This window comes from Amphritea atlantica (assembly GCA_024397875.1).
In the GTDB taxonomy this organism is placed as follows: Bacteria; Pseudomonadota; Gammaproteobacteria; order Pseudomonadales; family Balneatricaceae; genus Amphritea; species Amphritea atlantica_B.
The window spans coordinates 1,165,164-1,179,306 of record CP073344.1 but is presented as its reverse complement, the minus strand read 5'-3'; the positions used below and the strand labels follow the sequence as shown (position 1 = coordinate 1,179,306).

Below are 14,143 nucleotides of genomic sequence, written 5' to 3'. Positions count from 1 at the left end.
TTCAGAATAAATTGTACAGTTGCGCCAATGGCAGCACCTCAGCCGGTTCGCAGGTCAGCAGTTCGCCATCCGCACGCACCTCATAGGTCTGCGGATCAACCGTAATCACCGGCATCCAGTCGTTGTGCAGCATATCTTTCTTACCGATATTGCGGGTATTGGCGCAGGCCACTAAGCGACGATTCAGTCCCAGTTGCCCACCGATATCTTTTTCCAGTGCCGCAGCGGACACGAAGGTCACCGACGTTTTCGCCGGCGCCTGACCGAATGAGCCAAACATCGGTCGGTAGTGCACTGGCTGCGGGGTTGGAATAGAGGCATTCGGATCCCCCATCGGGGCCGCAGCGATCATCCCTCCCTTGATAATCAGCGAGGGCTTAACGCCGAAGAAAGCCGGTTTCCATAACACCAGATCCGCCAGTTTGCCCGGTTCAATCGAGCCTACCTCGTGAGAGATACCGTGAGCGATGGCCGGATTGATCGTATATTTAGCGATATAGCGGCGGGCACGGAAGTTATCGCAGCCCAGTTCTTCGTCTTCTGGCAGCAGACCAAACTGCGTTTTCATTTTATGGGCTGTCTGCCAGGTACGGGTGACTACTTCGCCAACCCGTCCCATCGCCTGAGAATCCGACGAGATCATGCTAAACGCGCCGCGGTCATGGAAAATATCCTCCGCAGCAATGGTCTCTTTACGGATGCGGGAATCGGCAAATGCCACATCTTCGGGGATATTGCTGTCCAGATGGTGACACACCATCAGCATATCCAGATGCTCATCCACCGTGTTACGGGTGTAGGGACGGGTCGGGTTAGTCGATGAGGGCAAGACATTGGGATAAGCGCAGGCACGGATAATATCCGGCGCATGACCACCACCGGCACCTTCTGTGTGATAGGTATGGATCACCCGGTCTTTAAACGCCGCCAGAGTATCATCGACAAAACCGGATTCATTCAGGGTATCGGTATGGATCGCCACCTGTACATCATACCGGTCAGCCACAGAGAGACAGTTATCGATCGAGGCCGGGGTGGTGCCCCAGTCCTCATGCAGTTTCAGGCCACAGGCCCCCGCTTCCAGCTGTTCCTCAAGCGGCTCCGGCAGGCTGCCGTTGCCCTTGCCGAGAAAACCGAGGTTCATCGGCATTGAATCGGTCGCCTGCAGCATCTTACCGATATACCAGGGTCCCGGTGTACAGGTAGTGGCATTAGTGCCGGTTGCCGGGCCGGTACCACCACCAATCATGGTGGTCACCCCGGACATCAGCGCCTCTTCAATCTGTTGCGGACAGATGAAATGGATATGGGCGTCGATTCCACCGGCGGTGAGAATACTGCCCTCTCCGGCGATCACTTCGGTGCCCGGCCCGATAACGATATCAACATTGTCCTGGGTGTCCGGGTTACCCGCTTTACCCACCTTAAAGATGCGCCCCTGACGAATGCCCACATCACCTTTAACGATGCCCCAGTGATCCAGCACCAGGGCGTTGGTGATGACCAGATCGACGGCAATATCGTTGCTGCACTGGCTCTGCCCCATACCATCGCGGATCACCTTGCCGCCGCCGAACTTAACTTCGTCGCCATAGGTGGTGAAATCTTGTTCTACTTCGATCCAGAGTTCAGTGTCCCCCAGCCGCACCCGATCACCGGTGGTGGGGCCAAACATCTGTGCATACGCTGTGCGATCCATCTTACTCATACGGTATCCTCCCCGGCATCCAGTTGACCCATCACCTCACCACGAAAACCATACACGGTGCGACTGCCGGCATACTCCACCAGCTCGACTTCGCGTCCCTGCCCCGGTTCAAAGCGAACCGCCGTACCGGAGGCGATATTCAGACGATAGCCGCGGGCTTTGTCACGCTCAAACTCCAGCGCGGGATTAACCTCAAAAAAATGGTAGTGGGAGCCGATCTGCACCGGACGATCACCGCGGTTTTCCACCCGCAGGGTGATGGTTTTACGTCCCTCGTTTAGCTGGATATCGCCCTTGCCAGGCTGAATCTCTCCGGGAATCATAGTGTTGTCCTCTCAGCAAATCGGGTTATGGACAGTCACCAGCTTGGTGCCATCGGGGAAGGTGGCTTCCACCTGAACTTCATGGATCAGCTCAACCACGCCCGGCATCACCTGGTCTGCACTCAACAGGGTTTTGCCATAGCCCATCAGCTCGGCAACGGTCTTACCGTCCCGGGCGCCCTCCATGATCTCCATGGTCAGATAGGCCATCGCTTCCGGGTAGTTCAGTTTAAGGCCCCGGTTAAGGCGACGTTCGGCCAGCAGGGCTGCGGTAAAAACCAGTAGTTTGTCTTTCTCTCTTGGAAGCAGTTCCATACTCTATCCCTTATCTCGTTCTTCGCGCTCACAGGATGAGCGCTGTTAAGATTCAGTTGCCTGTTCAGGTCGCCCAGATACGGGGCTCGCACGCCTCGCGCCCGAGTAGCCGGGGCCGGATCGCCTGCCAGCAACGAATAAACAGTTTCATCGCCTGATCGGTCTGGTTACCCAGATAGCGAATCGTTATGAACTCACCGGTCAGGCTCACCGCCGCCAGCGCATCACAGTCATCGGTCAGCTGACGCAGTTGTTGTATCAGTGCATCAATCAGCGGTTCTGTGGTTTGTGTGTCGGCCATGGTAAATGGTCCGGCCACCATCAGACCGGTCACCGGATTACCCCGCAACCCGGCACTGCCCTGCAGTAACGCCCGGCTCCGGTCATCTATCTGCAGCCGTTCGCGCAGCAAAATCCGTTCATTACGGTTGATCTGCAGGGTCTGGGAAAGATTGCCGGTCGCAAACGGCAGATTCTGATTGGGCATCCCGAGACTGGTGATCTCCCAGCCAATGAAGCGGGCGTTATCCGCCAGATTTACATGGGTATCCAGTCGTGTGCAGGCATCAGGATAAAGAATCGTTTCCAGCGGCAGCCACTCGATAGAGCTGCCGCGGCCAGCATTAAGAGTATTGGTCTGGTGCTGCAGGCTACGATCCGGTCGCGCCCGGTAAACCCGGCCCGCGCCTGGTGTGGTCAGTAGTGCGTGGCTGTCGTCATTGCAATCGACAGTGATCTGCAGACGGTCGCCCGATACCAGGCCGCCGGGAGGGTGTAACAGGTAGACCTGGGCCAGATCCGGCCCTTCGGGATAAAACGCTTTCTGCACATAGAGTGGCCCCTGATGTTCAGCGCGTTGTAGTACCGAGCCCCGGGCCGTGCGGCCAAACTGCAAATACAGTTCGGCGTTCCAGGCCAGAGCCGCCTTCTGCTGTGGCGTTTCCGGTAAGCGTTGTGGCGGTTGAGACAGGCTGGTCATAATTTACACCGCCAGATACTGGCGGATCAGCTCCTCACTCAGGTTATCCATCCGGTCGCTGGCGACCACCCGACCGCGCTCCATTAAGCGAAACTCCTCGCCAACCCGGCGAGCGAAGCCCAGCTTCTGCTCGATCAGAATCACCGTCAGCCCCTCCTCCTTATTGAGCTTCAGAATAACATCTCCTATCTGTTTAACAATATTCGGCTGAATACCTTCGTTCGGTTCATCCAGAATCAGTACTTTCGGTTCCAGCACCAGCGCCCGGCCAATCGCCAGTTGCTGTTGCTGACCGCCGGAGAGGTCACCACCACGACGCTGCAGCATCTCTTTCAATACCGGAAACAGCTCGAAGATCTTTTCCGGAATCTCTTTTGCACCATCCTTACGGATTGGCAGCCCCACCTTGAGATTCTCTTCCACTGTCAGCAACGGGAAGATATCCCGCCCCTGCGGGACATAACCGATACCGGAAGGTGCACGATACTCCGCTTTTTTCTTCTGCAGCGCTTCGCCCTCCAGCAGAATCTCACCACTGCTGACCGGCAGTAACCCCATAATGCACTTCAACAGCGTGGTTTTACCCACCCCGTTGCGGCCCATAATACAGGTACAGGAACCCGGCTTAATATCCAGATTCAGATCCCAGAGAATCTGCGTGCCACCATAAAACTGATTCACATTTTTAATACTGATCATGGCGCTTCTCCCAGATACACTTCGATCACATCGGGGTTATTCTGGATCTCATCCATGCTGCCCTCGGCCAGCACCGACCCCTGATGCAATACCGTCACGGTGCGGGCGATACTGCGGACAAACTCCATATCATGCTCGACCACCACCACGGTGCGCTCGCCAGCCAGTGAAGTCAGCAGTTCGGCGGTGCGTTCACCCTCCTGCACCGTCATCCCGGCCACCGGCTCATCCACCAGCAATAATCGCGGGTTAGCCATCAGCAGCATACCGATCTCCAGCCACTGCTTCTGCCCGTGGGACAGAGAGCCCGCCAGCATCATCCGCTCGCCCTTCAGGCCGATGGTTTCCAGCACTTCATCAATAAAGTCATACTCCTCACTGGTCAGCGTCGCCAGCAACGTCGGCATCACCGACTTATTACTCTTCAGTGACAGTTCCAGATTATCCATCACCGTGTGCGCCTCAAACACGGTCGGTTTCTGAAACTTACGGCCGATGCCCAACTGAGCGATCTCAGCTTCATCTTTATCCAGCAGATTGATCGACTGACCGAAATACACCATGCCGCTATCGCACCGGGTTTTACCGGTAATCACATCCATCAGGGTGGTTTTACCGGCACCGTTGGCACCGATCAGGCAACGCAGCTCGCCATCATTGATATACAGGTTCAGGTCATTCAATGCCTTAAAACCATCGAAACTGAGATTCAGTCCTTCAACATAGAGCAATACCTGATGCGAGATATCCACCTGCTGTTCATGATCCTGCAGGAAGGGCCAGACCTGATCCCGACGCATCACTTCACGGGTGGTTTCGAGTAAGCTCATGCGCGGCCCTCCTCTGTTGTTTCATTCGCAGTGATATTCACAGCCGCTTTATCTGAATTCAGGTGCGGCCCTTTTAACTGCTGTTTTTTGTGTTGCTGATCTTTAAGTTGGGCAAACAGTCCCATCAGACCTTTTGGCAGATAGAGGGTCACCAGTACAAACATCGCGCCCAGCGCAAACAGCCAGCCATCCGGCATAATGGCGGTAAATTTCGTTTTCGCGTAGTTCACCAGAATCGCGCCGATGATCGCGCCAATCAGGGTGCCACGACCGCCAACCGCCACCCAGATAACGATCTCAATCGAATTGATCGGGGAGAATTCGCCCGGGTTGATAATGCCTACCTGGGGCACATACAGTGCGCCGGCAATCCCGGCAATCATCGCCGAATAGACAAACAGCCAGACCTTGTAGTTTTCCGTGCGGTAACCGATAAAGCGCGCCCGGCTTTCACCATCGCGGATCGCCACGATCACCTTACCGAAACGGGTCTGCATGATCTTCTTACTCAGTATCAGCAGGCCGCACAACAGCAACGCGGTAATAATGAACAGGGAGACCCGGGTGTTATCGGATTGCAGATCAAAGCCGAGAATATCTTTAAAGTCGGTCAGACCGTTATTGCCACCAAAGCCCATCTCATTGCGGAAGAACGCCAGCAGCAGTGCGTAGGTCAGCGCCTGCGTCATGATCGACAGATACACGCCGGTGACCCGGGAGCGGAACGCCAGCCAGCCAAACAGATACGCCAGAATACCCGGCACCAGCAAGACCATCAGCATGGCGATCCAGAACTGATCCATCCCCTGCCAGAACCAGGGCAGTTCATTCCAGTTGAGAAACACCATAAAATCGGGCAGTTCCGGGTTACCGTAGACGCCGCGATCACCGATCTGACGCATCAGATACATACCCATGGCATAGCCACCCAGGGCGAAGAAGGCCCCGTGACCCAGACTGAGAATACCGCAGTAGCCCCAGATAACATCTACCGCCAGCGCCAGCATGGCATAACACAGATACTTGCCTAACAGGGTGATGGTATAGGTGGACACATAAAACACCGAGTCCGATGGCATCAGCAGATTACTGGCAGACGCCAGCACCGTCACCGCCAGCAGGACCACCACAAAAGGAGCCACCTTGCTATCGCCGTTAAGCCGGGAAAAACGGGTGAACTTGTCTATAAAGGTGCTCATTCTGCCGCCCTCCCTTTCTGCGGAAACAGCCCTTTAGGTCGTTTCTGAATAAACAGAATGATAAATACCAATACCAGAATACTGGCCAGCACCGCTCCGGTAACCGGCTCGATAAACTTGTTGGCGATACCCAGGGTAAAGGCGGCCACCAGCGTACCCCAGAGGTTGCCGACCCCACCGAACACCACCACCATAAAGGAATCGATGATATACGCCTGCCCCAGATTCGGGCCGACATTAGTCAACTGACTCAGGGCCACACCGGCAATACCGGCAATACCCGATCCCAGACCGAAGGTCATCGCATCCACCCGGTCGGTGCGGATACCCATCGCTTTGGCCATATCACGGTTCTGTGACACGGCGCGTACATTCAGGCCCAGCGAGGTTTTCTTCAGCACGATTAACAGAATCATGAACACCAGCAGGGCAAAGGCGACAATATACAGACGGTTCAGGGTCAGACTAAGCAGCGGATTGATCTCGATAGAGCCACTCATCCAGTCGGGTGTCGCCACCTGACGGTTAAGGGGAGAGAACACCGTACGTACCAATTGCTGCAATATCAGGCTGATACCGAAGGTCGCCAACAGGGTTTCCAGCGGCCGCCCATGCAGATGCCGGATCACCAGGCGTTCGATCAGAATCCCCGCCAGACCGGACACCATAAAGGCCAGCGGCACCGCGATCCAGAGGGAGTATTCAATCATATTCGGCAGCATCAGCTGCACCACGTAGGTGGTATAGGCCCCCAGCATGATCATCTCGCCGTGAGCCATATTAATAACGCCCATCACGCCAAAGGTGATCGCCAGCCCGATCGCCGCCAGCAGCAGCACCGAGCCCAGGCTGAGGCCGAAAAACAGCTGATTGATAAAACCGTACATCTCAGACTGCTGAGCAATTTTATCAAGCCCGCTTTGGGCCGCTTTACGTACACTGCGGGAATCATCATTCTGCGCCAGTGTGGTGAGCATATTACGCACCTCGGGCTCCAGACTCTCCTGCATCGCTTTCACAGCCTGCAAGCGTTCTGTCGCTTCCTGAGAATGCCGGGCACGGTAGAGTGCCAGCGCAACATCCATCACTTCCTGAACCGAGCGACTCTGCTCATCGAGACGGGCCGCACGAATCAGCTCAATCGTATTCGTATCCAGATCAGAGAACAGTGAGCGAACGGCATCCCGGCGCACTTCTGAACTGGGATTATGCAGTTGCATACGGGCAATCGCTTCGCGCAGATACCCCCGCAGCTTATTATTAACCTTGATCTTCTTAACCTGCTTGTTGCTCAGACCGGTCAGCGCTTCGCCGGTAAACATGTCAGAGTATCGGCTTACACCCTGCTCTTCGCGTTCAGCGATCAGCCGCCGGTCAGCTTTTACATAGTAAAGACTACCGGCCAGCATAGTCCTGAACAACGGCAACAGATCGGCACCGTCGGTCTGCTCCAGCTGTTCCAGTACCGGCAACGCCTTACTCAGTTTCACCTCGGTCAGCTCCTTTAGCAGCGGCAGCTGTGCCTCAGAGGGCGACTCTGCCAGTACGCTGGTGCTGATCAGCAAACCCAGCAGGCAGCCGCAGATCGCTTTAAAATATCTCACAGGAATTCTCCGTCCGGATGGGGCTGGCAAACCTATTTAAATGGCTAATGTGCGACACCTGAATAGGTTTGCCGTTTGCTGGCGCAGGCTTCCTGAGAAGCCTGCTTTTCAAAACCTGAGGAACCGGTGATTACCAGTCCCGATTACGGGTTCTGATTCAAAGCTCTATTTAATAGTTCTAATTAATAGTTCTGACCAGAACAGGTCTTGGTTACGGTGTTGTAGTTACCGCAAGCGGTCGGAGCCGTCCAGTCAGCGATCAGATCCTTAGAGCCTGGCAGGAAGTCAGACCATGCATCACCCGGAACAACGCCTTCAGTTTCCCAGACAACTTCAAGCTGACCATCATCCTGAATTTCACCGATCAGTACCGGCTTGCTCAGGTGGTGGTTCTTATTCATGTACGCCATGCCGCCTGTCAGGTTCTCAGTTTCCTGGCCGATCATCGCCTGCTCAACCGCATCAACATCAGTCGACCCGGCTTTTTCAACCGCCTGAGTCCACATCTTGAAACCGATGTAGGTGGCTTCCATTGGATCGTTGGTGACACGCTTAGGATTACCGGTAAACTCTTTCCACTTAGCGATAAAGGCCGTGTTAGCATCGCTCTCTACGCTCTGGAAATAGTTCCAGGCCGCCAGATGCCCCACCAGAGGTTTAGTGTCGAGACCCGACAGTTCTTCCTCACCGACTGAGAATGCGACCACCGGAATATCTTCAGAAGAGATGCCCTGGTTACCCAGCTCTTTGTAGAAAGGAATGTTAGCGTCACCATTAATCGTAGACACTACCGCGGTCTTCTTACCTGCCGCACCGAAGCCCTTGATATCAGAGACGATGGACTGCCAGTCGGAATGACCGAACGGCGTGTAGTTGATCATGATATCGGCTTCAGCCACGCCTTTAGCTTTCAGGTACGCTTCGAGGATTTTATTGGTGGTACGCGGATAAACATAGTCGGTCCCCGCCAGCACCCAGCGTGTCACACCCAGATCGTTCATCAGGTAGTCAACCGCAGGAATCGCCTGCTGGTTTGGCGCAGCACCTGTATAGAATACGTTTTTAGACGACTCTTCGCCTTCGTACTGAACCGGGTAGAACATCAGTCCGTTCAGTTCTTCCAGAACCGGCAGTGCAGACTTACGGGAAACGGAGGTCCAGCAGCCGAAAATGACATCAACCTCATCCTTGGTCAGCAGCTCACGGGTTTTCTCAGCAAACAGCGGCCAGTTAGACGCCGGGTCAACCACCACAGCTTCGAGCTTCTTGCCCAGCAGACCGCCTTTCTTATTCTGCTCTTCAACCATCATCAGAACGGTGTCTTTCAGGGTTGTCTCACTGATCGCCATAGTGCCGGACAGAGAGTGCAGCACACCCACTTTGATCGTATCAGCCGCCAAAGCGCTGACACTCAGCACACTGGCGCCCATAGACAGAGCAATACCTGAAACCAGATGTTTGATCTTCATATCTATTTCCCTTCTTGAGGTTAAGTTTCGATTCTTTTAGGCCGGGCCGGATTTTTATCCCGGGAATCTGTTATTGACCAAACCATTATTAGAAATAGCGCTCAATGAAGGTATGGGGTGATTGACGCACCCCTATACGTCAAATGACGTATAGGGGACGACAAAGAAGTCGCTAGTAGCCAGGAATGAGGGACAGCAAAGAAGTAGCTAGGTGTTAGACGCTTCGCTTGCTAGAAAAGGCTGAAAAGCCGTCGCTCGTGGTTCGACACAAGCGATCTGGATTTGGTGATAGAGAATCTGAGGAGGGAATCCTTTCGCTCCTCATCCTGAGTACTGCTATCAAGCAATTTTACTTGACTAAATTACTATGGTATTCATTAAACAGGTTATTGCCGCTCGAGACTCTGAAAGGAAAGTCTTGGTTGAATGGAAATCAGCAGCTGGGGTAAAAAGATGCTTCGGACACATCAAACGCTTTTGGATCAAATGAAGATTAGTGATGCAGAGATTCAGAGCAGGCTGGAACTTGCAGCACTGTCCCTCAGCCACTTTGAACTGCTTAAAGACGTACTTCCGCTTATCAACTCACAAATCGACTCAATTGTTGAGCGATTTTATATTTCTCAGCTGGCAATCGATGAAATCGCTGTACTGATCGGTGATGTGGATACCTTAAACCGGCTGAAAGGCGCTCAGCATCAGTATATTCTTGATCTGTTTTCAGGCCAGTACGACAGTACTTATGTCAATAACCGGTTACGTATCGGTATGGTCCATAAGCGGATTGGGGTTGAACCGAAACTCTATCTGAGTGCGATTAGTTCACTGAAACTGATTCTCTTTGATGTGCTCGATAACTCTGTTGTGGATACTGACGTCCTCGTGGAGACAAAAGAGGCCCTGGACAAGTTATTTTATTTCGATACAACGCTGGTATTTGATACCTATATTTCCAGCATGATTTCAGAGCTGGAACTGGCTAAGAAGAAAACCGAGATGTATGCCAATAGCCTTGAGGTCAAAGTTTCAGAACGCACTGTCCAGCTGGAGGAGCTGGCTAAAAAAGACCCTCTGACGGGTATCAATAATCAGCGAGCGATGCGTGAACTTGCCGGTATTCTGCTGAGTTCGGTTGCCCGACGTAAGGCTTCTTTTTCCCTGATTTACTTCGATATAGATAACTTTAAACAGGTTAATGATCAGCACGGCCACCTGAAAGGGGACGAGGTATTAAAAGTTATTTCAGAGTGCATCAGACAGCATGTTCGGGAATCTGATGTCCCTTGCCGCTATGGCGGCGATGAGTTCTGCATTATGTTGCCCGATGCAGAAACCCAGTCTGCGCAATCGGTCGCTGAACGAATTGTGGCCAGCTTTGCCGAAGTTTATCCTGACTTTTCGCTGAGTATGGGTGTTGTGGAAACCGGGCCCGAACAGCACATGAGTCTGGATGAAATGATTACTATCGCAGATAAAAAAATGTACCAGGCTAAGACGTTGAAAGGATCCCGGATAATAACCTGACGGCGGAGAAAGCAGTCTGGAAAGCAGTCGCTAGTGGCTAGTTGTTAGACGCTTCGCTTGCTAGGAAAAGCAAAGGCAAAAGACGTTGCTCGTCGCTCGTTGCTCGGAAGAGCGGGGAATATTGTAGTGGCTGTTTATATCATCACTTTGGAAAATAGATCTACCCTCTTTAGCAGTTTAGAAAAAAAAGGAGTAGCCACTTAGAGCAGTTCCAACCACAGCAATTATAACTCCACTTCCTGTAAGCACCTCCGCTTCCTTATTAATGAAACGGGAACAACAAACGAAGCCATAGCTGATAAAGTACAATATCCAGCATAGAATCTTTAAGAAATAAAACATAAGGTAAAGCAAAAAAATCAATCCTTTCATGAATACATATGTAAGAGGGAACGCTACCAGATATGCAATAAAGCCCTCCCAGCTTACGCCTATCGCTACAAACAGAAAATCAGCGATTAGCTTTGCCCCTCCAAAACATAGCACTATGATGTACCATCTTTTCAACCAAAATTTGACGTAATTATCAGGAAAAGAAAGCACCCGCATGTCTGCAAATTTATTTCCATACATTTCAATTTTTAAAGCTACACGAGGGAAATAAACTCCCACTGCGGCCAAAAACAAGCCTAAAATTGAAACAACAAATGACACTCCATTCATATAGTATATTCTGACCCAATAAATAAAAAATAAAAAAACTCAACCCGACATATAAAAACAAACTGTAATTATTAGCCGATTAAGCTTAAACTTTCGCCCTCTTTATTCTCTTTAAATATTCTATCAATGCTGATTTATTTATTCCTCCTAGTATTACTATTTTTCCACCTTGCTTATTCTGCTCTTAAGTTGCAATTCTAAGTTGTGCATCAAAGGAATCCACGTTAAGTATTAAAAGTACTGTTCTTTAAGATCTCTACAGATCCCATCTAAATCAGGAAACAGGCTCGAAGCGCTAATACCCATGAGTCTCAATTCAGCAAGAACCGTTTCAAACTCATCAGCTGGGAGGTCATATGCTGTTAAGTATTGAATTCCTGTCTTAACAGAGTGCTGATGAATATGGGCTTCTATGTAGTCAATATTTGACAGAGTAGTAACCGCTTGTTGAGGGGTTGCTCTGGGGTTACCTGATGCAAGCAGTTCGTTATAGGTGATTGTTGGGAGGTTTGAGTCGAAAGACTCTACTTGTATTGAGTCTCGACACCACGCCTCTTTATCAAAAATATAGATGCGTACTAATTGGCCTTTATTAGCTTTCAGTTCTTTATATTCATTGAACGCGAAGTATGCAGCAACAAAAGGAGATTCGCTCCAATCTAATAAAGGAGTCGGAAACCCATGGTGTTGCGCTAAATATAACAGAGAACCAATATCTTGATTGCATTTCAAATCAAATTTAATTCCTGTCTGTGCGTGTACTTTGCGATACAATCTAGGCAAATCCTCGCGAAAGTATCGACGTAAATCAGCTCGACCTCGCCGATGAAATGTGGTTCTTAAACGCCAAGTATTATCTCGCTGCCCACGATACAGATAGCTATTATCTTTAAACTCCCAAGCTTTTTCTTTAAATTTTTTCCAACTAGTTTCTTCAACCTTAATTATTGAAGGCGCAAAGTTAGGGCCACACAGAGTTACTATTCCAGAATTCCCAATACTAGTTTTATAATGACCTTTGAGGTATCCATTATCCCCAAAATCTGCCGTAACGTTAATAGAAGCTGGTAGTATGCACTCGGGAAACTTTTTTTCCAACTGCATATAACTAAGTTGTTGTCCTGTATATTTATCAATTCCTTGAATATTACTCCCAGTGAAAGAAACTCTATTTTCGTTACGCACAACAGTGATATCCGCAGAAACTGATACTATTTCGTTAGTTTCCTCCCACAATAAAAAGTACCCCTGATATTTTCCATCAATACAGTCAATATTGATAATTAATCCGCCAGAGTTATCACCTTGTATTACACCAACCCATTGCCCTTCCATGTATCCCTCCACTGTTGCTCAATTCATTAATAAAAAATCAAAGCGACATCCTTTAGCTATTCCATTTGCTCTTTATGGTTTAGAGCTCGCCTTGTGAATAATCCCAGAATCAATGGGGTCAACTAAAAGATAAAAAGGGGACAGATTTATTATCTCCAGTGAATATCGCGATCTCCCTTAAGACAAAAACGTGAATGCGCAATCGCATTCTTAGCCCGGCGTATTATCCCACCGGCGTTTCTCACCTATCCCTTTGTTTCTGATGTGTTACGAAGCTCTAAGCCGCAAAACATACCCTTATCCAACGATAAAACCAGCATAACCGCTGAACTGGACAAAATAAACTATATACAAACAACTTTCTTACATCGCACTTAACGTAAACGCCTGCACTAAACGCTATATAGAAGGCTCTTCCTAGCCACTAGCAACTAGCAAGTCGCGAAGCGACGTCTAGCCACTGATCTAAAAACATCGATCACAAAACACACACCAGTAACCATTAATAAATATTTTAGTGAACAGTTTTACCCTGATTAAAGAAGTCGGTAAACTGAGCGCCACTTTATCTATGTGGACTTAGCTATCATGCCAATACTGGTTGCCGTCACTATTTTATGGGCGTTTTCGTTTAGCCTGATCGGGGTATATCTCGCGGGACAGGTCGATGCCTGGTTTTCGGTATTGATGCGCGTCGCCCTGGCGACTCTGATCTTTTTACCTTTTCTGAAACTGCGGCAAATCGAACCTAAAACTGCTCTTCAGCTAATGGTGTGTGGGGCTTTTCAGCTTGGCATCATGTATGGCTTTTATTACCAATCCTTTTTATACCTGTCTGTACCCGAAGTTTTACTCTTCACCGTCATGACGCCCATTTACATTACCCTGCTGAATGACTTACTTGATCATCGGCTTAATATTGGCTTTATTATCAGTGCCTTATTAGCCGTTATTGGCGCGATCACAATTCGCTATCAAGGGGTAGATGAAGGCTACCTGAAAGGTTTATTTATCGTGCAAGGCGCTAACGTATGCTTTGCAGCAGGGCAAGTGGTTTACAAACGCATCATTGCAAAAGAACGCACAGACCTGCCACAGCGCACCGTGTTTGGCTGGTTTTTTATCGGCGCGTTAGCGGTTGTGATTCCCTGTTATCTCATCCTTGGCAACCCGGATAAACTACCGACTACCCCCCTTCAATGGTCAATTTTGACCTATTTAGGGCTGGTTGCGTCCGGACTCGGCTATTTCGCCTGGAACAAGGGGGCAACACAGGTCAGCGTCGGAACACTGGCGGTCGCCAACAACCTGCTAATCCCTGCGGGCATTGTGGTTAACGTTTTATTCTGGAACCGTGATGCGGATATTTTGCGTCTATCGATCGGAGGGGCGATTATTCTGTTAGCACTCATGGTGAACGATAAATTCAACCAGCGTTTCCAACAGGCAAAAGCCGCCTGATCCTTCTTCAGAAATTTAGCCAGAACATCAGGGG

At 50.5% G+C, this 14,143-nt stretch carries 13 protein-coding genes; 2 read left to right on the top strand and 11 right to left on the bottom strand.

Annotation, left to right across the window (positions count from 1 at the left end; all coding sequences use genetic code 11):
• Window position 1 precedes the first annotated feature (1 nt).
• From ureC to urtA, 9 genes are all read right to left on the bottom strand, one after another.
• Window positions 2-1,708, bottom strand: coding sequence for an urease subunit alpha (gene ureC, locus KDX31_05230; protein UTW04412.1), 1,707 nt, complete (start codon window positions 1,706-1,708; stop codon window positions 2-4).
• Window positions 1,705-2,031, bottom strand: coding sequence for an urease subunit beta (locus KDX31_05225; protein ID UTW04411.1), 327 nt, complete (start codon window positions 2,029-2,031; stop codon window positions 1,705-1,707). Before KDX31_05225 ends, ureC begins: the two co-directional genes overlap by 4 nt.
• Window positions 2,032-2,043: 12 nt before the next feature.
• Window positions 2,044-2,346: an urease subunit gamma gene (ureA, locus tag KDX31_05220; GenBank protein ID UTW04410.1), complete on the bottom strand. Its 303-nt coding sequence runs from the start codon at window positions 2,344-2,346 to the stop codon at window positions 2,044-2,046.
• 64 nt (window positions 2,347-2,410) lie between these two features.
• Entirely contained in the window at window positions 2,411-3,325 is a 915-nt protein-coding gene (locus KDX31_05215) for an urease accessory protein UreD (GenBank protein UTW04409.1), read from the bottom strand.
• Between the two features lie 3 nt (window positions 3,326-3,328).
• Entirely contained in the window at window positions 3,329-4,024 is a 696-nt protein-coding gene (gene urtE, locus KDX31_05210; GenBank protein ID UTW04408.1) for an urea ABC transporter ATP-binding subunit UrtE, read from the bottom strand.
• Window positions 4,021-4,854, bottom strand: coding sequence for an urea ABC transporter ATP-binding protein UrtD (gene urtD / locus KDX31_05205; GenBank protein ID UTW04407.1), 834 nt, complete (start codon window positions 4,852-4,854; stop codon window positions 4,021-4,023). Before urtD ends, urtE begins: the two co-directional genes overlap by 4 nt.
• Window positions 4,851-6,053 carry an urea ABC transporter permease subunit UrtC gene (urtC, locus tag KDX31_05200; GenBank protein UTW04406.1) on the bottom strand — a complete coding sequence of 401 codons (1,203 nt, stop codon included), beginning with the start codon at window positions 6,051-6,053 and terminating at the stop codon, window positions 4,851-4,853. The genes urtD and urtC overlap by 4 nt, the downstream gene beginning before the upstream one ends.
• On the bottom strand, window positions 6,050-7,657 hold the full coding sequence (gene urtB / locus KDX31_05195; GenBank protein ID UTW04405.1) for an urea ABC transporter permease subunit UrtB: 1,608 nt from the start codon (window positions 7,655-7,657) through the stop codon (window positions 6,050-6,052). Before urtB ends, urtC begins: the two co-directional genes overlap by 4 nt.
• Window positions 7,658-7,839: 182 nt before the next feature.
• Complete coding sequence (gene urtA / locus KDX31_05190) at window positions 7,840-9,126, bottom strand: urea ABC transporter substrate-binding protein (protein ID UTW04404.1); 1,287 nt, start codon at window positions 9,124-9,126, stop codon at window positions 7,840-7,842.
• 453 nt (window positions 9,127-9,579) lie between these two features.
• Here urtA and KDX31_05185 point away from each other — a divergent pair, with 453 nt between their 5' ends.
• Window positions 9,580-10,650 carry a GGDEF domain-containing protein gene (locus tag KDX31_05185; GenBank protein UTW05307.1) on the top strand — a complete coding sequence of 357 codons (1,071 nt, stop codon included), beginning with the start codon at window positions 9,580-9,582 and terminating at the stop codon, window positions 10,648-10,650.
• A gap of 177 nt (window positions 10,651-10,827) precedes the next feature.
• Here KDX31_05185 and KDX31_05180 read toward each other — a convergent pair whose 3' ends face one another.
• Together KDX31_05180 and KDX31_05175 are read right to left on the bottom strand one after the other, a co-directional pair.
• A complete protein-coding gene (locus KDX31_05180) occupies window positions 10,828-11,313 on the bottom strand; it encodes a hypothetical protein (protein UTW04403.1) in 486 nt (161 codons plus the stop codon).
• Window positions 11,314-11,544: 231 nt separating this feature from the next.
• The gene (locus KDX31_05175; protein UTW04402.1) at window positions 11,545-12,648 is read right to left on the bottom strand and encodes an FRG domain-containing protein; all 1,104 of its coding nucleotides are present in this window, start codon (window positions 12,646-12,648) and stop codon (window positions 11,545-11,547) included.
• A 588-nt stretch (window positions 12,649-13,236) separates the two neighbouring features.
• Here KDX31_05175 and KDX31_05170 point away from each other — a divergent pair.
• A complete protein-coding gene (locus KDX31_05170; GenBank protein ID UTW04401.1) occupies window positions 13,237-14,109 on the top strand; it encodes a carboxylate/amino acid/amine transporter in 873 nt (290 codons plus the stop codon).
• Window positions 14,110-14,143 lie beyond the last annotated feature (34 nt).